21 protein-coding genes and 1 tRNA gene are annotated in these 24077 nt (G+C 64.1%); all 22 read right to left on the bottom strand.

The annotated features are described in order from the left end of the window. Positions 1-2: 2 nt before the first annotated feature. Positions 3-458 carry a TadE/TadG family type IV pilus assembly protein gene (locus tag NOV21_RS00845; protein ID WP_283169753.1) on the bottom strand — a complete coding sequence of 152 codons (456 nt, stop codon included), beginning with the start codon at positions 456-458 and terminating at the stop codon, positions 3-5. Then, positions 442-606 (bottom strand): hypothetical protein, encoded by a 165-nt coding sequence (locus NOV21_RS00850; protein ID WP_283169754.1) that lies wholly within the window; start codon positions 604-606, stop codon positions 442-444. Before NOV21_RS00850 ends, NOV21_RS00845 begins: the two co-directional genes overlap by 17 nt. 40 nt (positions 607-646) lie before the next feature. Further along, entirely contained in the window at positions 647-850 is a 204-nt protein-coding gene (locus tag NOV21_RS00855; RefSeq protein ID WP_283169755.1) for a Flp family type IVb pilin, read from the bottom strand. A 15-nt stretch (positions 851-865) separates the two neighbouring features. Next, on the bottom strand, positions 866-1783 hold the full coding sequence (locus NOV21_RS00860) for a type II secretion system F family protein (protein WP_283169756.1): 918 nt from the start codon (positions 1781-1783) through the stop codon (positions 866-868). Beyond that, on the bottom strand, positions 1783-2751 hold the full coding sequence (locus tag NOV21_RS00865) for a type II secretion system F family protein (protein WP_283169757.1): 969 nt from the start codon (positions 2749-2751) through the stop codon (positions 1783-1785). The genes NOV21_RS00860 and NOV21_RS00865 overlap by 1 nt, the downstream gene beginning before the upstream one ends. Then, positions 2724-4046, bottom strand: coding sequence for a TadA family conjugal transfer-associated ATPase (locus tag NOV21_RS00870; protein WP_283169758.1), 1323 nt, complete (start codon positions 4044-4046; stop codon positions 2724-2726). Before NOV21_RS00870 ends, NOV21_RS00865 begins: the two co-directional genes overlap by 28 nt. Next, the gene (locus tag NOV21_RS00875; RefSeq protein ID WP_283169759.1) at positions 4037-5368 is read right to left on the bottom strand and encodes a CpaE/TadZ family protein; all 1332 of its coding nucleotides are present in this window, start codon (positions 5366-5368) and stop codon (positions 4037-4039) included. Before NOV21_RS00875 ends, NOV21_RS00870 begins: the two co-directional genes overlap by 10 nt. A gap of 14 nt (positions 5369-5382) precedes the next feature. Further along, the gene (cpaB, locus tag NOV21_RS00880) at positions 5383-6003 is read right to left on the bottom strand and encodes a Flp pilus assembly protein CpaB (RefSeq protein WP_283169760.1); all 621 of its coding nucleotides are present in this window, start codon (positions 6001-6003) and stop codon (positions 5383-5385) included. Positions 6004-6262: 259 nt separating this feature from the next. Continuing rightward, positions 6263-7762, bottom strand: coding sequence for a cysteine--tRNA ligase (gene cysS / locus NOV21_RS00885; protein WP_283169761.1), 1500 nt, complete (start codon positions 7760-7762; stop codon positions 6263-6265). Positions 7763-7946: 184 nt separating this feature from the next. Continuing rightward, positions 7947-8420 (bottom strand): 2-C-methyl-D-erythritol 2,4-cyclodiphosphate synthase, encoded by a 474-nt coding sequence (gene ispF / locus NOV21_RS00890; protein ID WP_283169762.1) that lies wholly within the window; start codon positions 8418-8420, stop codon positions 7947-7949. A 44-nt stretch (positions 8421-8464) separates the two neighbouring features. Further along, the gene (gene ispD, locus NOV21_RS00895) at positions 8465-9331 is read right to left on the bottom strand and encodes a 2-C-methyl-D-erythritol 4-phosphate cytidylyltransferase (protein ID WP_283169763.1); all 867 of its coding nucleotides are present in this window, start codon (positions 9329-9331) and stop codon (positions 8465-8467) included. Positions 9332-9436: 105 nt separating this feature from the next. Further along, positions 9437-12010, bottom strand: coding sequence for an ATP-dependent Clp protease ATP-binding subunit (locus NOV21_RS00900; RefSeq protein WP_283169764.1), 2574 nt, complete (start codon positions 12008-12010; stop codon positions 9437-9439). Between the two features lie 156 nt (positions 12011-12166). Continuing rightward, the gene (gene pepD / locus NOV21_RS00905; RefSeq protein ID WP_283169765.1) at positions 12167-13609 is read right to left on the bottom strand and encodes a beta-Ala-His dipeptidase; all 1443 of its coding nucleotides are present in this window, start codon (positions 13607-13609) and stop codon (positions 12167-12169) included. 74 nt (positions 13610-13683) lie between these two features. Further along, positions 13684-14034, bottom strand: coding sequence for a PqqD family protein (locus tag NOV21_RS00910; RefSeq protein WP_283169766.1), 351 nt, complete (start codon positions 14032-14034; stop codon positions 13684-13686). 3 nt (positions 14035-14037) lie between these two features. Next, entirely contained in the window at positions 14038-16044 is a 2007-nt protein-coding gene (locus NOV21_RS00915; protein ID WP_283169767.1) for an OPT family oligopeptide transporter, read from the bottom strand. A gap of 2 nt (positions 16045-16046) precedes the next feature. Then, positions 16047-18275 (bottom strand): lysine--tRNA ligase, encoded by a 2229-nt coding sequence (gene lysS / locus NOV21_RS00920; RefSeq protein WP_283169768.1) that lies wholly within the window; start codon positions 18273-18275, stop codon positions 16047-16049. 209 nt (positions 18276-18484) lie between these two features. Beyond that, on the bottom strand, positions 18485-18955 hold the full coding sequence (gene greA, locus NOV21_RS00925; RefSeq protein ID WP_283169769.1) for a transcription elongation factor GreA: 471 nt from the start codon (positions 18953-18955) through the stop codon (positions 18485-18487). Between the two features lie 99 nt (positions 18956-19054). Next, positions 19055-19348, bottom strand: coding sequence for a twin-arginine translocase TatA/TatE family subunit (gene tatA, locus NOV21_RS00930; RefSeq protein WP_283169770.1), 294 nt, complete (start codon positions 19346-19348; stop codon positions 19055-19057). Between the two features lie 84 nt (positions 19349-19432). Further along, positions 19433-19509, bottom strand: a tRNA-Pro gene (locus NOV21_RS00935). 105 nt (positions 19510-19614) lie between these two features. After that, entirely contained in the window at positions 19615-20748 is a 1134-nt protein-coding gene (locus NOV21_RS00940; protein ID WP_283169771.1) for a coiled-coil domain-containing protein, read from the bottom strand. Positions 20749-21291: 543 nt separating this feature from the next. Next, positions 21292-22755 (bottom strand): TrpB-like pyridoxal phosphate-dependent enzyme, encoded by a 1464-nt coding sequence (locus tag NOV21_RS00945; protein WP_283169772.1) that lies wholly within the window; start codon positions 22753-22755, stop codon positions 21292-21294. 767 nt (positions 22756-23522) lie between these two features. Further along, on the bottom strand, positions 23523-23939 hold the full coding sequence (locus NOV21_RS00950) for a TIGR04076 family protein (protein ID WP_283169773.1): 417 nt from the start codon (positions 23937-23939) through the stop codon (positions 23523-23525). Positions 23940-24077 lie beyond the last annotated feature (138 nt).

Raw genomic sequence — 24077 nt, forward strand, 5'->3', positions numbered from 1 at the left:
TCCTATCCCGTGTACCAAGGAGGCTTCGTGGCCGCCTCCTGGTGCACGACGATTCGATACCGTCCATCCGGAGCCAAACCGGTCAACGCCCCCGCCGCATCGAACAGAGGAAGCAGCCTCACCTCGTTTTCGATGTCGACCGAAACCCGTGCGGCGTGCTCGTCACCGTGGAGACGAATCCGGTACGAGCAGCCCCCCTCATGGATATGGAAGAGCTCCTGCTGGGGAATGGAGCCGAGATGGCGTTTGACCACCGCGACGCACGCGTCCTCGTCGAAGTGCCCTTCGGAACATCGGGTCGCGGCGAGCCGGCAACCTTCCGCTGCCGCACCGTCCATGACCATGCGGTCGTAGAGGATGATGCCGGGTTGCACGAGCATGAGCATGATCACGAACAGCACGGGGATCAGAAGCGCCGCCTCCACGGTTGCCTGCCCCGCGTCAGTATGCGAAGACATCGGCCCACGCTCCCGTCGCGCCGGCGATATGATGGGAAGCGCTCAGCAGCGCGTGCTCGACCAGCTTCCCATCTCCCGCCATGCGCCATAACGCCGCCAAACCGGCGAGCAGAGCAACGAATGCGAACAGGACGAGAGCGGTTTCCACCGTGCCCTGCCCTGCGCGGCCCGTAAGCGCCGCCCGGACCCTACAGGCTGTTGATGCCGTTTGCAATCGCATCCCACAGCTCCTGTATCTTCGGTCTGAAAACGGTGATCGCGAGTATGGCGATCACCACGAGCACCCCCACCAGGATCGCGTACTCGGTCGTTCCCTGACCGCGCGTGTCGCGTAGCAGATCCCCTATCTTCACCTGGACTCCTGCAATCATGTTCCGTACCATCGCTCCCATTTCCCCATCCTTTCCTCAAACCAACAGCTCGAGCAGCACCGGCCCCATGACCAGCAACAGCATCGAGGGCAATATGAGCGTCCCCACGGGGACCATCATCTTCACAGGAGCCTTCGCCACCTGCTCCTTCACCGATGCCTCGTGATGCTCCCGCGCTTCGACGGCCAAATCCCCCAGCGTGTCGGCAAGGGGCGACCCGAACCGCAGCGAGCGCACGATTCCGTCGACCATCCGCCTCAACAGGCGGGAGTCGTAACTTGCCTGGACCGTCCTCAGCGCCTCCTCGCGCGTGCGCAATCCGCTCGCCCATTCCCCGGCAGCCATGGCGAGCTGCCGTGCGAGGGCGGTGTCGAAGCAGTCGCAGTACAGGAAAAGCGACCGATCGAACGAAAGCCCGCTCCGCAGCCCCAGGCAGATCACCTCGATTGCCTGGGAGAGGTGCTTTTCCAGATAGCGCCGCCTCGCATCGCGCTCAGCCCTCAAAGCCCGCGCCATGCCCGACCATCCCCAGAGAAAGCCCGCGCCCGAACCGAGCACGGCAAGCTCTCCCGAGAAAAGCGATCCCGCCAGGCATCCGCATGCGCCTCCCGCGGCCGCCAGCAGCAACCTCGTCCGAACGAGGCCCTCGCGCGTGGTCGCACGCGCGAGCCCCGCGGGGATCGCAGCGCGCTCCAGTCTTGCGGCTCCGGCATACGCCCACGGCGGAAGCGATCCCGCATCCGCACGCGATACCCTGACCGCCTCTTCAAGGAAAGCCTCGTGCAATCCGCCGCACAGGAAGCCGGAACCGCCCCGGCGGTTCCCCGTCGATATTTCGAGCAGCCTCCTCCTTCCCCGCCTGCTCTGCCAGGCGCCTCCGATAGCTCCGCATCCAACACCGCCGGCAATCGAAGCGAGCAGGCCCGCCGCCAACGCCTCCGCAGCAAGGCCCATCAGCCCACCTCCACATGGAGCAGCTTCCGCACCGCCACGATCCCCGCCGCCTGCATGGCCAATGCCGAAGCGAACAGGCAGAACCCCAAAGGAGACGCGAAGAATGGCGCCAGAAAGTCCTCGGTGAGAAGGGACAGCACGGCAACCAGGACGATGGTGACCCCCATCACCACGCGGGCGGACAGCCGCGCTTGGGCGGTGTGCACGCGCAGGGAGCGCCGGAGCTTCAACTCGCCTTCCATCGACTCCCTCGCGGCATCGAGCATATGCTGCATGCTGCCACCCGCTTGGTGCTGGACCTCGAACGCAACCGAGAGGAACGCGAGCTCGGGCACATCCTCCGCACGGCGAAACCCGTCCAACGCCTCCCGCGCCGAAGCCCCGGTCTCAAGCCGATGCGACGCGCCTGAGAAAAGCCGGCCCAACGGACCGGAAAGCTCCCCTCCCACCTGCTGGAACGTTTGCTGGAGGGAATAGCCTGCGCGGAAGCAGACACCCATCATGCGCAGGGCATCGGGCAGGGCCTCGCGCATCGCCTCGATGCGCATCTCGGTAGCCTTCCCCGCTGCGGCACCTGCAGACGCCAACCCCAGGATCGCGAGCGCCATCCCGGCGACAGGGGACCCCGCAAGGCATCCGACCGCCAGTGCGACCGCGATCCAGCAGATGCCGATCGAACCGCATGCCTCGGAAGAGCTCGCATACCCCCTCGATCGGAGGGCATGCGCCGCCTTTCCGCTCCATGAGGCCCAAAGGGGCACGCCCGCCAGCTTCCGGGCGACGGGAAGGAAGAGCGGGATGCCGTTGCGAGCCGCCCGCTCGAGGCGCGAGCCGGCACCTGCGCTGCGCTGCATGCGATTCTCCGCCATATGCGCGGCAATCGCTCTCCCGCACGCGAGGACGAAGAGGCACGCGGAGGCGAATGCGAGGATCGCCGCCCCTAGCAGCATTCGGTGAGCTGCATCCACGATGCCACCTCCTCGGGTCGTGCCCATCCCCGGCACGTATCAAAGGACAGCCACGAGGGGGCTTTCGCCCACGCCCCCCGGTCCTCGAAATCGTCGCGGGCATACAGCGGGATGACCGCGCAGGCGTTCCGGCCGCGGTCGTATTCGACCTCATCGATATGGCTGACGAAACGCCGGCCGTCCGATGACCGGGCGGTCTGCACGATCATGTCGAACGCGGTGCCGATTTGCGCCTCGATCACATCGACGGGCAAATCGGCGGCGTAGCGCGCCATCGTCGTGAGGCGGAGCGCGCAATCCGCCGGGGAATTCGCATGCAGCGTGGTCAGGCTCCCCGCATGCCCGGTGTTCATGGCCGTGAGCATCTCGAGCGCCTCCCCTCCGCGCACCTCCCCTACGATGATGCGATCGGGACGCATGCGCAGAGCATTGATCACCAGATCGCGTATCCCGACTTTCCCCGTCCCCTCGATGCTCGCAGGACGCGCCTCGAGACGGATGACATGGGGATGGTCCAAGAACCGCAATTCCGCCGAATCCTCGATGGTGAGAACCCGCTCCCCGAAATCGATCTCGCACGACAGGGCGTTGAGCAGCGTTGTTTTCCCGCTGCTCGTTCCCCCGGAAACCGCGATGTTCTTCCGCGCGCGAACGCTCCAGACGAGCACATGGCGCACGCCTTCGTCGATCGAACCGCTTCGGCTCATCTCGTCAAGCGTGATAACCCGTTGGGTGAATTTGCGAATCGTGAGCATGGGGCCGTCGAGCGCGATGGGAGGGATGACGGCGTTCACGCGGTGTCCCTCCGGCAAGCGGGCATCCACCATCGGAGAGGCCTCGTCGATGCGCCGCCCCAGGGGTCCGATGATGCGGTCTATCACGCTTCTGACTTCTTCGTCCTCGGCAAAGGGGGTCGGCAGCAGCTCCAATACGCCGTCGCGCTCCACATACAGCGAGCGCGAACCGTTGACCATGATCTCCGTGACGGACTCGTCTGCGACCATCCCTTCGAGCGGTCCCAGGCCGAAGAGGACGTCGATCAGCGCATCGGCCGCGTTCCGGCGCATATCCTCGCCCTCGATGAACCAGGGGTCGTCGGCGAAAACCTGAGCGCAGGCCGCTCGGACCTCGTTCTCGGCACGGGAGGGGTTCTCCGCTTTCATGCGGACGATTTCATGGGCGGGCAGAATCGACTCCACCCGCGTTTTCAACTCGTGCGCCCTCTGCGATGCCGCAGGCACCGCGATGCCCGGGGATCCGCTGCTCGCGATCCTCACGCGTTCCGTCAGAGACATGCCGCCTCCCTATTCCGGGGGATGAACGCGCGTAAGCGCTTCTTCGTGCGCGGAACGGGCTTGAATCCCGATTCCGGACCGCCGATCAGGGGAAGGATGCCCTTCCGCACGCTCATCCACAGGGCATTGCGCGATGAGGCAAGGTCGAGCGGCTGCCCGCACCCCAAGATCTCTTCCACCGCTTTCCCGCCATCGAGGACCTCAACCGATTTCGCACCCGAAAGCGCGCATGATACGTCGATGGACGAGAACAGGGCACCGCGTCCGCAGCGGTTGAGCGCGAACACGAACGACTGCGTCGGGACGCTGCAACGCGCGCACAGGTCGAGGACGTGCCGGCAGAGCCGGATGCCCGTCGGTCGCTGATCGAGTACGAACAGCACGGAATTCGAGAGGGCGAGCACTTCCATATGAAGATCGTCCCATGCGGGGGCGGTATTCACCACCACGCAATCGAATCGGGCCCTCAGGGCTTCGATTACGGTGGGGACGGCCGTCGCGGAGGCCTCGCTCCGTTCGAGCGCCTGCGGGGACGCGACGATTGCCGGATGCCCCCCTTCCGCTTCGAGGGACTCTATGCGATGGGGCGTGGATAGGAGCTCGTCGATGCGCAGCGCCTTGTCGCACCCCATCAGGTAATGGATATCCCCGCACTGCAGGTCCGCATCGAGGATGACCGTGCGCCTCCCGGATGCGACCGCCGCATAGGCGGTTGCGACGGCGATCGTGCTTTTCCCCACGCCGCCCGCCGCTCCGACGACGCTGAGAACGAAGCCTTTGGACGGAGGGCCGCCCGAGCTGGAAACCGCCGGACAAGGAGGGAACAAAATCGCCGGCGCCTCCTCCACCGGCGGATCTTCATGCTGCAAATGGCTCCAGGCCGCAGGAGCATGCTTCGGCGCGCCTGCGCGAACCGGAGCGAGCACCGCCGTGGCAGGCGAGGCGCTCCCCGCGGGTGTCGCGGCAGCGGACTGCTTGACGCGGGCGTACTCCTTCGCGAACGCACCCCGGTCGAGCACCCGGGATATGCCGGCGGCCTTCGCCCGGCTGTACAGCGAACCCGAGCCCTGGGATACCACGAGCGACACGCGGTCGCACCCGTCATGCGCGACCGCCGCCGCCAGGTTGATCGCATCGACCGTGTCGCTGCCCGCAACCCAGAGGTGCGCGGCTCCTGTCGCGGATGCCGCCGCACGGGCGCGGGCAGCATCGCATATGACGTCCAGCCACGCATGGGCGCCCAGATTCTCTCCATCCAGTCCCAAGATTTCCGGATGCTGCGCCGCAACCGAATCGACGCACAAGACCGCTGCCTGTTCCATAACCGCATCCCCCTTCATTCCGTTGCCGGCAAGGCAAGGTACACCTCGCCCGCCTGGGCGGCCGCTATCAGTTCTTGAACATGGGGAGGTTCGACGGAGAGCGTCACCCACGAGCGAGCTCCGCCGCTCGACCCGCAGGCGAGCACCTGGCAGCCGCGGGCCACCTCCGCCACGCCGCTTGCAAGTGCGGAGTACACGTCGACCTTCGATCCGGCGGCAAGCGCCCCGCCGACTGCCTGGGCGCTCGGCACCTCGATCGTCACCGCCTGCGTCCCCGGGGGCACCGACAAGCCGGCGGCCCGCCCCTCGAACCTCTGCAGCGAGAGGACCTCCCCCTGCACGACCGATGAGGTGAGCTCGCGCCCCGCAACCGCATCCGGAGATTCCACGGCGCCCTTGGGCAGCAGGTCGACCAGCCATGGCCGCTGCTCGGTATTCGATGCGTCAACCGCCTCGCCCGGCGAGAGGTTCCGCCGCGCCACGCACACCTCGACGGTCTCCCCGCCGTAGCGTGCCAGCGCCTCGGTCCGAGCCGTATCGACCTCTGCTCGAACGGAGCCCGTATATGCGAAGACGGCTAACGCGCACGCCAACCCCGCCAGCACGGCGACCGCTCCGAGGACCCTGCCTTTCATGCTTCTCCTTCCGAATGGGCACGTCCCTATGCTGCCTGCAGGCCATCGCCGAGCTATCCGCGCGCGCATCGGCGACAGCGCCCCCGCCCCGTCACCGGCCCGATATCGCGCATCCCCCGCGGACGCAGGCGGGGCATCCTCCCGCGAAGCGAGCGCGGGCGAATCGCGTGCTTCGGCTCCGATTGGATGCATTCCGAAAGCAAAAAATCCCCGCGGACGCATCCGCGGGGATCGGGAGTCGGGATTCTGCCGCCGTACGTTACTTTTTCTGATAGGTCACGCGGGCGCCCTGGGGCGTATCCTCGATGGCGAACCCCAGATCGCCAAGCCCATCGCGCACCTTGTCCGCAAGGGCGAAATCCCGCTGCTTGCGTGCGGCCTGACGGCAGTCGAGCAGCATGGCAACCGCCTTCTGCGCATTCTCGCCCGGATAACCGGTGAGTTCCTTGGCGAGCGCGACCACCTCCTGGGGATAGTCCTCCGCCTGCCCCGCGCCCTCCAAGTCGATACCGAACACGCCCAGCAACTCGACGATCTCGGCACGGGCGTCGCGTAGGATGGGCACGTCGGAGATCGAGCACGTCGCATCCCCCAGCTGGGCGTTCAATTCGCTCACCAGCGTGAACACCTGGCCGAGCGCCCCGGCGGTGTTGAAATCGTCATCCATCGCGAATATGAACTCATTGCGCGCGCTCTTCATCAGGCCGAGGATCTTGCGTATGTCAAGCGGGCTCGGGATGTCTTCGGCGTTGTCGATCGCCCACTGGAGGCGCCGCGTCAAGCTCGTGATGCGCTCGAGCGCGGCGGAGGCCTCCTCCAGGCGTTCGGCGCTGAAATCTAAGGGGCTGCGATAGTGTGTCTGCAGCATCAGCATGCGCAGAACCTCGGGCTCGGTGGTCTTCAGCACATCGCGCAGAAGCAGGAAATTGCCCAGGCTCTTGCTCATCTTCTCTGAATCGATCTGCAACATGCCGCTGTGCAGCCAATAATTCGCGAAACCCTCGCCCCATGCCGCCTCGGCCTGCGCGATCTCGTTCTCGTGATGGGGGAATACCAAATCGGCGCCACCGCCGTGGATGTCGAACGGCAGCCCCAGGTACTTCCTCGACATAGCGGAGCACTCGATGTGCCAACCGGGCCGTCCCTCGCCCCACGGGCTATCCCACGACGGCTCACCCGGCTTGGCGGCCTTCCACACTGCGAAATCCAAGATGTCGCGCTTGCGGCCCCCGATACCCGCGTCGGCCGCGCGCAGATCGCGATGGCCGCTTTCCATCTCATCGACGTCGCGATGGCTCAAGCTGCCGTATTCGGGGAAGCTGCGCACGTCGAAATACACATCCCCCTCTGCTTCGTAGGCATAGCCTTTATCGATGAGCGTCTGCACGAGGTCGATCATATCGGGGATCTCCTCGGTCGCCTTCGGGCGGATATCGGGATCCAGCACGCCCACCGCGTGCATGTCGTCGATGAAGGCGCGGGTGTACTCCTCCGCCACCTCGGCGGCCGTGCGGCCCTCCTCGTTCGCCTTTGCGATGATCTTATCGTCGACATCGGTCACGTTCTGAACGAAGGCCACCTTGAAACCGCGCCAGCTGAGATACCGGCGGATCATGTCGAAGCAGATGAACGTGCGCGCATTGCCGATATGGATATAGTTGTACACTGTGGGACCGCATACGTACATGCGGATCTCGCCGTGGTGGACGGAGGTGAACTCCTGTTTTGAACGCGACTGCGTGTTGTAAACCCTGATCATGGAAGAGCCTTACCTTCTCTGTTGTCGATGCTGCCATAGTATCTGAAATCCCCGAACGAAGGGTGCGTGGGCGGAAGGCCCCGAGTCCGCTTCATCCGATGCCGCGCACGATGTGGAAACCGCCGGCGCTTCGCTGCCGCCCTGCCGCATCTCCAGATGGCCGACGGCTGGGAAAGGACGGACGCTAACATCGCTCCAAGAGCGCGACCGCCTGAGCGGAGATGCCTTCACCCCGCCCCTCGAATCCCAAGTGCTCCGATGTCGTCGCCTTCACGCCAACTCGGTCCGCATCGATTCCCATTGCGGAGGCGAGGTTGCTTCGCATGGCCTCGCGATGCGGCGACATCTTGGGGGCCTGCGCGACGATGACGCTGTCCACATCGACGATCTCGAACCCCATCGACCTCACCGTCTCGGCAGCCTTCGCCAGCAGCACCATGCTGTCAGCTCCGGCCCACGCATCGTCGGTATCCGGGAAGAGCTCCCCGATATCGCCTGCGCGAGCGGCCCCGAGCACGGCATCCGCCACGGCATGGGCGAGCACGTCGGCGTCGGAATGCCCTAAAAGCCCCTTCCCATAGGGAATATGCACGCCGCCGATGATGAGCTCGCGCCCCGAGGCGAGCTGATGGACGTCGAACCCCAAACCGATCCGCATGGTATCCCTTCCGCTCATGCGGCCCCGCGCTGCAGCGCGGAACCCTAGTCGTCTCGCTTCCGCAGCATCGAGTTCACCGCGCTCGCCAGAAGCAGATAGTCCTCCGGAACGGTGAGCTTGATGTTGTCGCGCTTGCCCTCGACCACCAGCACGCGGCCGCCCAAGCGCTCGATGAGCGAGCTGTCATCTGTCCCCACGAACCCGTCCGCCAAGGCGGCGGCATGCGCGCGACGATAAATACCCGCACGGAACACCTGCGGAGTCTGCGCGTTCCAGAACACGCTACGGTCGGGAGTGCCCACGATGACCCCGTTCTCGACCAACTTGAGGGTGTCGATGGAGGGATGCGCCACGACCGCGCCATCCGCGTCCATGTTGCCCTTCACCACGCTGATGGTGTGCGCGATGAGTTCCGGCGAGATCAAGGGGCGTGCGCCATCATGCAACACGACGTATTCGTACGATTCGGGCACGTACTCCAAACCGGAGAACGCGCTCTCCTGCCTGATGGAGCCGGAGGGGGCCATCACCACGGGGGTGACGAACGGGAACGGGTCGATCGCTCGCTCCAGGTATTCCCCCTGCCGGTCCTCGGGGCACACCACGACGATGAGGCCGACATCGCCCACGGCATCGAACGCCTCCGCCGACCAGGTGAGCACCGGTTTGCCGGCGATCTCGACCAGCTGCTTGCCGCCCTCGCGGCCGAAGCGCTCGCCCGAGCCGCCTGCCAGTATGATGGCAACGGTTTTCGGATCCTTGTCGACCTTCCCCTCGAGTCCCACCATGTTCTGGGTGATGGCGTCGAAATCGATGGCGCTGACCAGGCTTTCGGGATGCTGCAGCGCCGAAGGGGAGTACACCGGATCGATCGTGCTGGTCGAGCTGCCGTTCTCGTGTAACGTATCCAAGGCTTCCTCTTTCTTCCGCCTGCGCCCGCTGGGAATCCTCCCCATGATAACGCAAGCACGCCGATTCCTCGACGTGCTTGCGAAGGGAAGCCATACAGCGGTTCCCTAACTCGCCGCTCCCTGCGAAGCGGGGGCCGCGCCGCCGTCCAGTGCGCGGCTCGTGTTGCCGAGATCGTACCCGGCAAGCAGGAGCTCCGCTTCGTGCGCGACGCTGTCGCGTTTGCGCGGAGCCGGAATGGTCCCCTCTCCCTTCTCGAATACGAGCTTGCCATCTTTGAAATCGACTTGGATGACGGAACCGCTCGACCACATCCCTTCCAGCACCTGGTCGGAAATCGGATCTTCCAGCAGGCGCTGGATCGCGCGGCGCAAAGGACGCGCGCCGAAGGTCGTGTCCGTGCCCTGCTCCGCCACGTAGTCGCACGCGGCATCCGTGATGTTGATCGTCATGTTCTGCGCGATCAAACGCTCGCGCAGGTCTGCGACCATCAGGCGCACGATCTGGCTGATCTCCACCTTCGTCAGGCTCTTGAACACGATCGTGTCGTCGATGCGGTTCAGGAACTCGGGGCGGAAGGTCTTCTTCAGCTCGCCCATGACACGGCTCTTGATCTCGTCATCGGACAGGCCGCCGCCCTGTTGGCCTCCGAAGCCGAGGGGAGCGCTCTGCGCGATATCACGCGCGCCGATGTTGCTCGTCATGATGATGACGGTGTTGCGGAAGTCCACCACACGGCCCTGGCCGTCGGTCAAGCGACCCTCCTCCAGCACTTCGAGCAGGATGTTGAAGATGTCCGGATGCGCCTTCTCGATCTCGTCGAACAGCACGACCGAGTAGGGGCGCTGGCGCACCGCCTTGGTCAGCTGGCCGCCCTCGTCGTATCCCACGTATCCCGGAGGGCTGCCGATGAGCCGCGACACCGTGTGCTTTTCCATGTATTCGCTCATGTCGAAGCTGATGAGGGCGTCCTCGGTGTTGAACAAGAACTCCGCCAGCGCCTTCGAGAGCTCCGTCTTCCCGACGCCGCTGGGCCCGAGGAAGATGAACGACCCCGTCGGGCGCTTGGGATCCGCCAGTCCGCTGCGCGAGCGGCGAATGGCCTTCGAGACCGCGGTAACGGCCTCGTCCTGGCCGATGATGCGCTCGTGCAGCACGCTCTCCATACGCAGCAGCTTATCGGCCTCGGCTTCGGTCAAATCGCTCACCGGCACACCCGAGGACATGCTCACCACATCGGCGACGTCCTTCGTGCCGACGGTGGGCATATCGCTTTCCGACTTCTGCTCCCACACCTTCTGGGCCTCTTCGCGCTCCGCTTTCAAACGTTCTTCCTCGTCGCGCAAGCGCGCCGCCTCCTCGAAGTCCTGGGCGGCGATGGCGGCCTCCTTGCGGACATGCACGTCGCGCAGGTCGTCTTCGGCCTTCATCAACTCGGGAGGCAACGTCATATTGCGGATGCGCGCACGCGCCCCCGCCTCGTCGATGATGTCGATCGCCTTGTCGGGCAGGTAGCGGTCTTGCACGTAGCGGCTCGAAAGCTGCACGGCGGACCGCAACGCCTCGTCGGTGAACTTCACATGGTGATGCTCCTCATAGCGGCCGCGCAGGCCCTGCAGCATGCGGATCGACTGCTCTTCGCTCGGCTCGCCCACGGTGACCGGCTGGAATCGGCGCTCCAGCGCGGCATCCTTCTCGATGTGCTTGCGGTACTCGTCGATGGTCGTCGCGCCGATGATCTGGATCTCGCCGCGGGATAGCGGCGGTTTCAGTATGCTCGCCGCGTCGATGGAGCCTTCCGCGGCTCCGGCCCCGATGATGGTATGGAGCTCGTCGATGAACAGGATGATGTTGCCGTCATCGATGACCTCCTTCACGCATTTCTTCAAACGCTCCTCGAACTCGCCCCGGTACTTGCTGCCGGCAACCAGGCTGGACACGTCAAGCGTGATCAGGCGTAGGTTCCGCAGGATATCGGGGACCTGGTTGCTCACGATCAGCTGCGCCAGTCCTTCCACCACGGCGGTCTTGCCCACGCCGGGCTCGCCGATGATGAGCGGATTGTTCTTCTGGCGCCGGCAGAGGATCTGCATGATGCGCTCGATCTCGCCTGCGCGGCCGATGACGGGGTCGAGCTTGCCATCGGCGGCCTTCTTCGTCAGGTCGGTGCCGTACTCGTTCAGCACGCTTTCCTTCGGACCGGTCGGCTGCGCCTGCCCGGCACGCCCTGCGAACACGCTCGACTGCCCGACAAGGTCGTTCAGGGCGCTGCGCACCGCATCGCCTGACACGCCTTGGCGCGCCAGCACGTCGATGGCAGTGCCGCTACCTTCGCGAACGATGCCCAGGAGCAGATGCTCGGTGCTGATGTAGCTCTGCCCCATCTGCATGGCCTCGCGCAGGCTGTTCTCGAGCACGCGCTTCACGCGCGGGGTGAACCCGAGGTGCCCCGAGACATCCGAGTTGGGATCGATGGTCGCCACTTCGCGGATACCGGCAACGACGTCGTCGTACTTCACGTTCAAACGATTGAGCGCCTGGGCGGCAAGACCGTCCTTCTCCTTGATCAACGCGAGCAGTATATGCTCGGTCCCGACATACGGCTGATGCAGGTTGCGCGCCTCGTCCTGCGCGATAACCAGCACCTTGCGCGCCTTGTCGGTAAACTTATCGAATGACATGCTGCCTCTTTCTTCTCGCAGCTTTCAATGTAACGGCCAGTACTCTAGCACTCAGAGCTTCGGAGTGCCAAACACGATACTTTCCCGTAATGTGGCGTGCAGTGTGACGAACACTACGGTTGCCTGTCACGCGCGGCAGCGCATTCCGGCGGGAAGCTATGCGGAGACCACGCGCTGTACCAGCTGGTATGTGCGCCGGAAGCTGGGGATGCTCAAGCGCTCTGCGGGCGTGTGCACGCCCGTCATATCCGGCCCGATGGAAACGGCATCCAGGTTGGCGATCTTACCCGCCAAAAGTCCGCATTCGACCCCTGCATGCAGGCTGGTGACAACCATGTCCTTGCCGAAGAGCTCGCGATACGCATCTTCCACCACGCCTCTCAGGGTGGAATCCTCAACCCACTCCCACGCGGGATAGGAACCGGTCACCTCCACGCTCGCGCCAAGGCTTTCGCCGATCCACCGCACATCTCCGATAAGCTCATCCAGCTCGGCCATGACCGAGCTGCGCACCGCCGTGCGCACGACGAAAGCGTCATCTTCCAAGTTGGACACGCCCATGTTCAGCGAAGTCTCCACCATGCCCGGCACCTGCTCGCTCATGCGCTGCACGCCATCCGGCAGCGTTTCCATCAGCGCCAGCACGATACGGGTCGATTTCGTGGTGAGCGGAAGGGTCTCATCGGCAGAATCGTGGCCTATCGCCTCGACGTCCACGCGCAGATTCGGCTCTGTGGGGAACTCGCCTGCCATGCGATCCTGCAACAGACGCGCCACCTTGTGGATCTTATCGAAGTTGGCCGTCTCGATGACGGCTTCCGCGCGGCTGGGAATCGCATTGGTCTTGCTTCCGCCGGAGAATTTCACCAAGCGCATCGTCTTATCGGCTTCGAGCCCAGCGAACAGGACGCGGGCGAGCAGCAGGGCCCCATTGGGATGCCCCTTGTCGATCTCGGTGCCGGAATGGCCTCCCGCAAGCCCTTCGATGGCGATGCGGGCGCGGGCGAAGCCCCTCTCTCGCTTCACGGGAAGGCGAAGCTCCACATCCGCGCCCCCAGCGCACGCGGCGAGGGCGATTCCCTCTTCCTCGCTGTCCAGATTGAGCAACCTGCGCCCCTGCAGAACGGATGCGTCGAGCGCGTGCGCGCCGAGCATGCCCACTTCCTCCGCCGCCGTGCAGATGAACTCGATGCGCGGATGGGCGAGTTCCGCATCGTCCAGGATAGCGAGCGCGATGGCGACGCCGGCGCCGTCGTCCGCCCCCAGCGTGGTCCCGTCCGCCGTGATGAAATCGCCGTCCACCAGCACGTCCACGCCTTCGGTTTCCATATCCTTCGGACAATCGGGAAGCTTTTCGCCCACCATATCCATATGGGCCTGCAGGATGATGGGCTCGTCGCCCTCGCGGCCCGGCGTCGCCTCTTTGGCGATGATCACATTCAGCGCCTCATCCCGATGCACCTCCAACCCGCGATCCTTCGCGAACGCGACCAGATAATCGCTCACCGCTCGCTCATTATGCGACGTGCGCGGGATACGCGTCAGCTCCTCGAAATAATGGAAAAGCGGACGCGGCTCGATAGACTCAAGAACACTCATGGGATATCCCTCTCCCCCGGCTATCCGGGTTCCTCCGAAAGAAAACGGCGGGCTCGCAACGCCTGCCGTCTCTTCTACTTCTTGATTTTATTTTCGTACACAATATAGCCGTTCGCATGGAGAAGCTCCACGAACTTTGCGAGGCGAGGGTAGAGCGGCTCCGCCTTCTGCCCGAACTCCTCGCGAACCAGGCCGCCGATATCGAAGACCGTGCGCGTCCCGTCCATGCACTTCCACACGAACGATCCGAACTCGTCCAGCTCGATATGGCTGGTACGGGGCGCCTTCGCCACGATTTGGGCGAAGCGGTTGAAGAATCCCCTGTTGGCGACCTCCACCACGACCCTTCCTTGGAACTCGTGCCATCCGACCAGCGCGTTATGCCGCGGAACGTAATCCAGGAAGTTGTCCGCGCTCCGCGCCACCGGCTAGCTCTGCTCCCGCGCGTCCGAAGATGCCTTTGCCTTGCGTTTCGTCGCCCACACCATGCTCGCGATGAGCAGGGCGAAGAACACGAGCGACCCGAAATCGCCCAGGGAAAACGCCTTCGAGACATCGATCGCCTCGCCCAGGGAACCACCGCCGACTTGGATGACGGCGAATGCTGCGAGCAATATGCCCACAAGGCCCTCGCCGGCGATCATGCCGCTCGCATAGAGCACCCCGCTTTGGACGGCGTCCTTGGCGTCGGCGGCGCTTTCCGCTTCGACGGCTTTCGCAGCCTCCTCGCCTTCGGATTCGCGGACGGCGGCGATCTTCTTGGCGTTGCGGCGCTCCGCCACTTTATCGATCGCCCAACGCACCGTCCCGCCGACCATGATGGGAAGCGTGGTGAAGATGGGCAGGTAGATGCCGACGGCGAAGGGAAGCACGGGCACGCCGATGAGCTCGATGACCACGGCGATGAAAGCGCCCGTGAAGATAAGGGCCCACGGCAGGTTGGCGTTCATCACGCCCTCGACGATCATCTTCATCATGATAGCCTGCGGGGCGGGGAGCTCGGTGCTGCCGAAGCCCCACGCGGTGGAAAGCAGGTAGAGGATGCCGCCCACGGCGACGGCGCTGGCCACCACGCCGATGAGCTCGCCGATCTGCTGGCGGTACGGCGTCGCCCCCACGATGTAACCGGTCTTCAGGTCCTGGCTGGTGTCGCCGGCGATAGCGGTGGCGATGCAGATGACGCTGCCGATGGTGATGGCGGCGATCATGCCCTCTGTGCCGACGATTCCGATGGCTTTCAGAATCGCGGTCACGATGAGAAGCGTTGCGATGGTCATGCCCGAGACGGGGTTGTTGGAGCTTCCCACGATACCGACCATGCGGCTGGAGACGGTCACGAAGAAGAAGCCGAACACGATGATGAGGATGGCGCCCACCAGATTGACGGGAATGGTGGGAATCAGCCACAGCGCGAGTGCGATGATGCCGATGCCCAGCATCACCAACTGCATGGGAAGATCGGTCGAGGTGCGGGTGCCGCCGTCGACCTTCGTCCCGTATTTGCCGATCGCATCCTTGAACGTGCGAACGATCAGAGGGAACGCCTTGATCAGCGTGATGATGCCGCCCATAGCGACAGCGCCGGCCCCGATGTAGCGGATATAGCTGCTCCATATTCCCACGGCACCGCTTGCGGCGAAGATCTCGCCGATGGGTGCGGTTCCGGGAAAGACGGTCGCCCCCGAGCCGAAGATGACGATCATCGGCATGAGCACGAACCACGCGAGCACGCTGCCCGACACGATCGTGGCGGACACTTTGGGGCCGACGATATAGCCGACGCCCAGCAAGGCGGGGAGCACGTCCGCGCCGATACCGGAGCCGGGGAAGCTTTTGAATTCATAGGCGATTTCGCTGGGGAACAGCTTCACGCCGTCGGCGATGAACTTATACAGGGCCGCGATGCCCAACCCGCCGAAGACCAGGCCCGCCTTGCTGCCGCGCTCCTCGCCCGCTTCCAGCACCTCCGCGCAGGCGGTGCCTTCGGGATACGGGAGGACGCCATGCTCCTGCACGATGAGGGCATCGCGCAAAGGGATCATGAAGAGCACGCCCAACGTGCCCCCGAGCAGGGCTATGAGCCCGATGGTGAGCATCGATGGCATGTCGGTTGATCCCTCGGACGCCCATATGAACAGCGCCGGCAGCGTGAAGATCGCGCCCGCGGCCACCGACTCGCCCGCGCTGCCGATGGTCTGCACCATGTTGTTCTCCAGAATCGAGTCGCGCCGCAGGACGAAGCGGATGACGCCCATGGAGATCACGGCGGCGGGGATGCTGGCCGAGATGGTCATGCCCACGCGCAGCCCCAAGTAGGCATTCGCGGCACCGAACACCACGGCGAGGAGGATGCCCAAAACGATCGAAGTCGCCGTCAGTTCGGGCAGCACCTTATCCGGTGCGATGTACGGTTTGAATTCTGGTTTTCGGTCCATGCTCACGCAAACGCCCCATTTCCTTCTTCGATCAACGTCTTCTCCGCTTCTAGGATACTAGAGAAAAGGTCGTTTAGGTCGATTCCGAGCAACTCGGCGCCGCGGGCGATGTTCTCGCGATCGCATCCTGCGGCGAAGCTCGCCGATTTGAACTTCTTCTTCAACGACTTCAGATTCATGTCAAGCACGCTATGCGAGGGCCGCACCAGCACGCATGCGTTGACAAGGCCGGACAGCTCGTCGATGGCGAACAGCACCTTCTCCATCTGGTGCTCGGGAGCCGGCACCGCGGGGTTCCAGTCGGCGTTGTGAGTCTGCAGGCAACGCGCCACTAACGGGTTCGCACCCGCCTCGGCAAGCATCTCCGCCGCCTTCAGCGTGTGCTCGGCGGGCGTGGGGAATTCCTCCCAGTCGAGGTCGTGCAGCAGGCCGACGATGCCCCAGAACTCCTCGTTGGCGGAGTCGTATTCGCGCGCGTAGTACCTCATCAACGCCTCCAGCTGCAAACCGTGCTGGATATGGTATTCATCTTTGTTGTGGGCCTTCAGCAAATCGAGCGCCGCATCGCGCGTGATGCCCGCGTCGAGCTTCTCGCCGGGAAGCGGGGCGGCGACGCCCGCGCAACCGTTCTCTTCGGCGAATGCCCCCGGCTCCGCTTCCCCGGCCGGCGGAATCGCTTCCGTTCCGCCGGCCCCCGCCGCGGCAGCCGCGGGCGCGGCATCGTCCTTCTTCTGCTGCTTGGCTTCCGGCCTCATGTGCGGGAACAGCAGCACGTCGCGGATGGACGCCTGGTCGCATAGCAGCATGATCATCCGGTCGATGCCGTAGCCGATACCGCCCGCCGGCGGCATGCCGTACTCGAGTGCGCGGATGTAGTCCGCATCGTATTCCATCGCCTCATCATCACCCTGGGCCTTCGCCTCCACCTGGGCGATGAAGCGCCTCTCCTGATCGACGGGATCGTTCAGCTCGCTGAAGGCGTTGGCATATTCATGGCCGGCGATGACCAGCTCGAACCGGTCCGTTAGACGCGGATCGGACGGCTTGCGCTTGGCAAGCGGGCTCACCTCCACCGGGTAGTCGCACACGAACGTGGGGTTCACGATCTCGGACTCGCACAGCTCGTCGTACAGGACGAACACAAGCTTCCCGGCACCCCACGAGGGATCCCATTCCAGATGCTCTCGATCGAGGATCGCGCGGAGCTGCTCGACGGGCGTGTCGAGCGTCACGTCCTCCCCCACGTGCTCGCTCACCAGCTGCGTCATGGCGACGCTGCGCCACTCGCCCCCGAATTCGATCGTCTTCCCCTGGTAGGAGATCGCATCGCCCTCGTTCACCGCGGCATTCGCCGCGCGGAACAGCCCCTCGGTCAGGCGTTTCATACCCTCCACGTCGCTGAAGGCGCAGTACGCCTCCATGCTGGTGAATTCGGGGTTGTGCGTCAGGTCCATTCCCTCGTTGCGGAACTGGCGGCCGATTTCGAATACGCGGTCCATGCCGCCCACCAGCAGGCGCTTCAAATGCAGCTCCGTGGCGATGCGCAAGTAGCATTCCTGGTCGAGCGCGTTGAAATGCGTGGTGAAGGGCTTCGCGTTGGCGCCGCCGAGCGTCTCCTGCAGAATCGGGGTCTCCACCTCGAGGTAGCCCTGGTCCTCCATGTACCGGCGGATGGCGGAAATGATGCGCGAGCGCTTGATGAACACGCCCTTGACATCGGGATTCATTGCCATATCGACATAGCGCTGGCGGTAGCGCGTCTCCTTGTCGGAGAGCCCGTGGAATTTCTCGGGCAGGGGTCGGATGGATTTGCTCAAAAGCTCCCATCCGTCGGCGCGCACCGACAGCTCGCCGCGCTTGGTGCGCATGACCGTGCCCTCCGCGCCGATCCAGTCGCCCACGTCCAGGTCCTTCATGGAGGCAAACGATTCGTCGCCCAACTCGTTCACACGGCAGAACAGCTGCACATCGCCCTCGCGGTCGCGCAGCACCAAGAACATGATCTTGCCCTGGTTGCGGATGGCCATCACGCGGCCGGCAACCTTCACGCGGTCCTCCGTCGACGCGCCGTCCTCGAGCCCCGCATAACGCTCCGCAAGCTCGCCCGTCAGCGCCGTCGCATCGTACGCGTGGCCATAGGGCTGCGCACCCGCCTCCAGCAGCGCGGAGCGCTTGTTCAATCGGACCTGCCGCGGATCGTCTTCGATCGCATGGTTCTGCACTTCCGCCATGTGTTCTCCCGTTCGTCGTGCGGTCGTCGCGAGGACGACATCGTTCATTTCCCGCCCCCGCTTGCGAAAAAGCCCTGGAGCACCTGGGATCCGCCCGCATGGCCACCCCGGTGGCGCAAGGCCAACGCAGCATGGAAACAAGGGCGAAGAACGGGTGCCTCAGGGCTGTGCAGCGTCGGCATCTCGCCGTTTGCGGAACGGCGGGGCGATTAATTCGCCACTTTGGTGATCACCATGTCGATCTCGCGCCCGGTGGGGCCCGTCGATTTGATCTCGTCGCCCTTCTTGTGCCCGATGAGCGCCGCACCCACGGGGCTCTCGTTGCTGATCTTGCCCGTGCGGACGTCCGCTTCGGCGGCGCCCACGATGTTGAAGATGCGCTCCTTGCCGCTCATCTCCACCGTCACCGTGCTGCCGATGCCCACGCGGGTGGAGCGCTTGCTCTGCGCCACCACCGTGGCGTCGCCCAAGATCCGCGTCAGCTCGGCGATGCGGGTTTCCACCATGGCCTGCTCGTTCTTCGCATCGTCGTATTCCGAGTTCTCGGAGATATCGCCGAACTCGCGAGCGACCTTGATGCGCTCGCCGACCTCGGCGCGCTTTTCCGTCTCAAGGTAATGCAGCTCCTCTTCGAGCTTACGCTTCCCCTCTTCGGTCAGGACGTAATTCTGTTCTGCCATGGCTATCCCTTTTCGCTACGTACGGATGATGGATAAAAGGAACGTGACACGCGCTCAGGGCACATGTCACGCTGAGATGCAGGTTATGCGAGACGAAGCTTACTCGTCTTTCGCGTCGCTGGCCTTCTTGACAACCTTCTTGACGACCTTCTTCTTGGGGGCGGGGACAGCCTGCTTCGCTTCGGGGGCGGACTGCTCCTCCACGACCTCAACGACCTCCCCTTCGGATTCCTCGGATTCCTTCGCGTTCTTGCCCATGCCTTCGCGCAGGTTCTTCACGCTTTTGCCGATGGCGCTTCCCAGCTTGGGGAGGTTCTTAGGCCCGAAGATGAGCAGCACGACCACCAGGATGATGACAAGTTCCATAGGACCGAAAAGACCGAGAATTTTCATAAGGACCTCCTAGAAGGCGGGTTCCGAAAAGCCTGCCGCTTTTTGGAAGAAAGGGTGTCCCCGCTGAGACACCCCGATTGCTCCTGGTCGGGATGACTGGATTCGAACCAGCGACCTCTGCGTCCCGAACGCAGCGCTCTACCAAGCTGAGCCACATCCCGTTTCGCCGCTTTCACAGCGGGAGATATAGTATCACAGAGTCCGGCAAAGGGGAGGGGAGGTTCGAGCCCTCCCCTTTTCATCACATTTTTCCCTGCGGGGAACGCCTACGGGCGGACGATCTTCATACCGGACTGCACGGAGCCCACGATGACGCCGATGCCGTAGTCGGCCGCGTGGATCATCTGGCCGCCGCCGATGTAGATGCCGCAATGGCCGCTCTTCACGCACACGTCGCCCGGAGACGGGTTGGACACGGCGGAATAGCCCATCAGGCTGCTGCTGGTGAATATGCGCGAATGGGAGCCGCTGAGGCAGTAGCTCACCAAACCGGAGCAGTCGTATGAGGAAGGGCCGACCGCGCCCCAGACGTAGGGCGCGCCCAGGCAAGCGTACGCGCGGCTGACCGCATCGCTGCCGCCTTCGTAGGATCCGCCCGAGTTGCCGGATCCGCCGCCATTATAATCATCGTCATCGGTATAGCTCGAGCCGCCTCCGCCGTTGCTGGAAGACCCCCCGCCGCTGTTGGATTGCCGCTCCGACGCGGCGCCCTGCTGGGCGGATGCCGCGACCGTCGCCGCCGCCTGTGCGGCAGCTGCGGCTTCTTCCGCCTGGCGCTTCTGCTCCACCAGCTGAGCCACTTCGGAGGACAACGCGTTGTACGTCGCCTCGTACTGAGACACCGTCGCCGCGGCCTCTTCCTTCGCCTGGCGGGCGGACTCCGCCTGCTCGGCGGCTACGCGCTCCTGCTCGGCATATTCGTCCTTAGCCGCCTGCAATGCGGTGCGCTCATCCTTGATCTGGACAACCGTCTCGGCCTTGTCTTCCGAGATATCGTTCAGAAGATCCAGGCTGGTCGCGAATTCCTCGAACGTGGATGCGCCCATGAGCACGTCCAGGAAGGAGCCCGTGCCGCTGCGGTATGTGCTGCGGACGCTGTTGCCCAGATGGGTTTGCAGCGTGGCGATGTTGTTGTTCGCCTCGTCGATTTGGGCCTGGGCCTCGTCCATCTTGGACTTTGCGTCCTCCTGGGCTTGGAGCGCTTCCGTGTACTGGTCGGACGTCTGCTCCAATGTGGCCTGCATGGCCTTGAGCGACGCGTACGCCGCATCGGCCTCTGCCTGCTTATCTGCGATTTCATCAGCGAAGGCGAGCGTCGGGTTGAGGACCGCCATCGCACCGATTGCGGCAGCACCCGTGACGAAGGTGCGCCGAGGGAGCCGGGTATCAGTATTCTTCATTCATTCCCTGCCTAGAGTCGATTGCTTGCTTTCGGCTTCGGTAGATTTTAAAAGCGAAGGGATGAAAAAGCAACCGATGTGGAGACGCGGCGGACAACACGCCGCGTCTCCGAGGGCGATCCGGCATGCGAGCCGAGCCCCCATTACCCCATATCGTCGGTGGGTAAGCGCACCCCCAGCATATTGCGGTGCGCGCGCTTCTCCGCGGTGGGCTCTGTCTCCACATTTCCCAGCTTCCCGGCGGAAGCCGAAGCGGCGGCCGCGCGAACGGTGCGCGAGGCGCAGCGTGACGGCCAACCGTGTGACGGCCAACCGTATTGGTTGTCACATAACGTGACGGGCAATCGTATGGGATCTCAAGCTGTTATGTGACAACCAATACGGTTGGCCGTCACCATGCAGCGCACGGGCAGGCGTTTCTCGGTTCAGGGATTTTGACTACACGCCCGCCACGACGTTCTTGTCGACGGCGTAGCCGTAGTACATCGCCATGGAATGGCCGGGGCCCGGCTATTTGCGACGTGCGATAGCCGGGGCCGTGTTTTATTCCAGGGGAAGGCCTCCGGCGCGCTGGATGCCGGGGACCGCGGGGATCGTGGCGAAGCCTGCTTCCAGCTCCTCGTCGGTGGGCACGTGGTCGACCATGGTGCCGTTGTTGAACGCCTCATAGGCCTTCATGTCGAAGTAGCCGGTGCCGGTCAGCCCGAACAGGATCACCTTCTCCCCGCCGGTCTCACGGCAGCGTTCGGCTTCGCGGATAGCCTGCAGGATCGCATGGGCGCTTTCGGGCGCGGGCAGGATGGTTTCCAGCGTGGCAAACTGCTCCGCGGCGGCGAACACGTCGGTCTGCAGCACGTTGACCGCTTCCAAATAGCCGTCGTGCTTGAGCTTGGCGATGATGGGCGAAATGCCGTGGTAGCGCAGACCGCCGGCATGGTCGGGACTGGGCAGGAAGCCGTTGCCCAGAGTGAACATCTTGCAGAGCGGGCAGGTCTGGCCGGTGTCGGCGAAGTCGTAGGCGTAACGGCCGCGGGTCAGGCTGGGGCAGCTGGCAGGCTCCACCGCCACGAAGCGCGTGTCCGGGCGCACGCCGCGCAGCTTGTCGCGCATGAACGGGGCGATCAGCCCGCCCAGGTTGCTGCCGCCGCCCGCGCAGCCGATCACGATGTCGGGGTACTCGCCCAGCTCTTCCAGCGCGGTGTAGCTTTCCATGCCGATGATCGACTGATGCAGCATCACCTGGTTCAGCACGCTGCCCAGCTGGTAGCGGCCCTTGTTGTCGGGCACGTTCAGCGCCCGCTCGACCGCTTCGGAGATCGCGGTGCCCAACGAGCCGGTGGAGCCGGGATTGTCAGCCAGCATCTTCCGGCCGATTTCCGTGGTGTCGGAAGGCGAGGGAGTCACCGTGGCGCCGAAGGTCTGCATGATGGAGCGGCGGAAGGGTTTCTGCTCGTAGCTGCACTTGACCATGAACACGTCCAGGTCGAGCCCGAAATGCGCGGCAGCCTCAGACAAGGCGGTGCCCCACTGGCCGGCTCCGGTTTCGGTGGTGATGGTGGTCAGCCCTTGCTCGTGCGCGTAGTAGGCCTGGGCCAGGGCGCTGTTCAGCTTGTGCGATCCGCTGGTGTTGTTGCCCTCGAACTTGTAGTAGATGCGGGCGGGCGTGTTCAGTGCGCGCTCCAGATTGTAGGCGCGGCACAGCGGGCTGGGGCGGTAGACCTTGTACATCTCGCGGATAGGTGCGGGGATCTCGTAGTACTCGGTCTGGTCGTCGAGCTCCTGCCGACTGAGTTCCTCGCAGAACACGGGCGAGATATCGACCGGGGTCGCAATCGCGCCGTTCGGCAAGCGCATGGGCTCGGGCGCTTCGGGCATGTCGGCGCGCAGGTTATAGAAGACCGTGGGGGTCTGGTCTTCGCGCAGGTACACGCGGTAGGGCGCGCTCTCTTCGGCGGTCGCGGGGGCTTGGGTCATGTTTTGGGTCGTGGTCTGGGTTGCAAAGCTCATGGGTGTTCCTTTCCTCGTTGTCCTTCACTTTGCCGTGCTGGTGCCCAGGAACGAGGGAACGAAAAAAGCCCGCCCTTCGAACCTGAACGATTCAAGGACGGGCCATAAGCTCGCGGTACCACCTTGATTCACGGGTCGCCCCGTGCACTTTGCAGGAGTCCAGCAACTCCCTGGCAACTCACGTATGCCTTCCGTCGCAGCCTCATCGGTGCGCCCTCGGCGGCCCACTCGGCACCCCGCTTCTCCGCCCGGATCCCAGCACCCCGGACTCTCTGTGCGCGCGTTGGCGTCTACTTTTCCGCTTCATCGGTTTCGCCGGCAGGTGTGCCGACGTTGCACGGGATTCTACGCGCGCTATGCGATAGCGCGCAAGTCCCAATTTCGAAAAAATTTGCGACTGGCGCCTGCTGGACTCCTTTTCCCCATACCGCCAGGATTTCGAGGAAGACTAGCTCCGCGCTTTTCGCATGGCAAAACGGGCAGGTCCACGTTCTTTTCCGACCCGGGTTCAAGGGACGATGGCATTTCGGGCAGCAGCGCGCTTTTGCCAGCCGGGCGATTTGGCGCTGGGCTCGGGAAACCCCAGTGAAAATGCGGCGCTCGCTTCGAATGGGCGGAAATACGCCTTTTCGCCCATGCACGTGAAGTGCGGAGCGGCCCGAACTGCCACTCGGCCGTCGGCCAAGGTCCTCGCTGGGTACGCAGCGGCCCGATTTGCCATGCTAAAAGTGCGGAGCGCCCCGTTTTGCCATTAGGCGCCGCCGAGCCTATCCCGTGTAGGCGTCTTCCTTGCTGCTGGTGAAGTCGTGCGCTTCCAAGTAGGCGCATTCGTCTTCGGTCTCCGGGATATCGAAGCGCTCCAGCTTGAAGATGACCGGGCGCGTGCCGTCGTTGCAGCAAGCGATCATCACCCTGTCATCGTTGGTCCACTTGTGCATGAACGCGCCGCCCTGGAGGCCGGTGTAGACGTAGCGGCTGATGCAGTCCCACGCCTCGGCGCAGGCGAACCGCTTGTCGCCGCCGAAACGGTAGAAGTCATCCCGGTCGCCTTCGCGCCAGAACTCGTAGACGTCGCCCTTCTTGAAACAGGGGCATGCCCCGCTCTCGGGGTCTGCCAGGTATTCCCGTTGCAAGTCCTCGTGTACCTTCGTGTCCAGGACGGTCACCTTCACCCTATGCCGCATAGGGCGCTCCTCTCTCTTCTCGTCGCCTGCCGAATTATACCGCCGCTTTGAGCGGGATGCGTTCGGAGCTGCGATTCCGGGTCTGTGCGCAGCGGGCATCGAAGCAGGCAGCAATTCCGATGAGAAGGCTACTGCTAC

The organism is Curtanaerobium respiraculi, assembly GCF_024609215.1.
In the GTDB taxonomy this organism is placed as follows: Bacteria; Actinomycetota; Coriobacteriia; order Coriobacteriales; family Eggerthellaceae; genus Curtanaerobium; species Curtanaerobium respiraculi.

Bases quoted from the DNA above. Each gene is read 5' to 3' on its own strand.
- NOV21_RS00845 (WP_283169753.1), bottom strand. From the start codon at position 458: ATGTCTTCGCATACTGACGCGGGGCAGGCAACCGTGGAGGCGGCGCTT.
- NOV21_RS00855 (WP_283169755.1), bottom strand. From the start codon at position 850: ATGGGAGCGATGGTACGGAACATGATTGCAGGAGTCCAGGTGAAGATA.
- NOV21_RS00860 (WP_283169756.1), bottom strand. From the start codon at position 1,783: ATGGGCCTTGCTGCGGAGGCGTTGGCGGCGGGCCTGCTCGCTTCGATT.
- NOV21_RS00870 (WP_283169758.1), bottom strand. From the start codon at position 4,046: ATGTCTCTGACGGAACGCGTGAGGATCGCGAGCAGCGGATCCCCGGGC.
- NOV21_RS00875 (WP_283169759.1), bottom strand. From the start codon at position 5,368: ATGGAACAGGCAGCGGTCTTGTGCGTCGATTCGGTTGCGGCGCAGCAT.
- cpaB (WP_283169760.1), bottom strand. From the start codon at position 6,003: ATGAAAGGCAGGGTCCTCGGAGCGGTCGCCGTGCTGGCGGGGTTGGCG.
- cysS (WP_283169761.1), bottom strand. From the start codon at position 7,762: ATGATCAGGGTTTACAACACGCAGTCGCGTTCAAAACAGGAGTTCACC.
- ispF (WP_283169762.1), bottom strand. From the start codon at position 8,420: ATGCGGATCGGTTTGGGGTTCGACGTCCATCAGCTCGCCTCGGGGCGC.
- NOV21_RS00900 (WP_283169764.1), bottom strand. From the start codon at position 12,010: ATGTCATTCGATAAGTTTACCGACAAGGCGCGCAAGGTGCTGGTTATC.
- pepD (WP_283169765.1), bottom strand. From the start codon at position 13,609: ATGAGTGTTCTTGAGTCTATCGAGCCGCGTCCGCTTTTCCATTATTTC.
- NOV21_RS00915 (WP_283169767.1), bottom strand. From the start codon at position 16,044: ATGGACCGAAAACCAGAATTCAAACCGTACATCGCACCGGATAAGGTG.
- lysS (WP_283169768.1), bottom strand. From the start codon at position 18,275: ATGGCGGAAGTGCAGAACCATGCGATCGAAGACGATCCGCGGCAGGTC.
- greA (WP_283169769.1), bottom strand. From the start codon at position 18,955: ATGGCAGAACAGAATTACGTCCTGACCGAAGAGGGGAAGCGTAAGCTC.
- tatA (WP_283169770.1), bottom strand. From the start codon at position 19,348: ATGAAAATTCTCGGTCTTTTCGGTCCTATGGAACTTGTCATCATCCTG.
- NOV21_RS00940 (WP_283169771.1), bottom strand. From the start codon at position 20,748: ATGAAGAATACTGATACCCGGCTCCCTCGGCGCACCTTCGTCACGGGT.
- NOV21_RS00945 (WP_283169772.1), bottom strand. From the start codon at position 22,755: ATGAGCTTTGCAACCCAGACCACGACCCAAAACATGACCCAAGCCCCC.
- NOV21_RS00950 (WP_283169773.1), bottom strand. From the start codon at position 23,939: ATGCGGCATAGGGTGAAGGTGACCGTCCTGGACACGAAGGTACACGAG.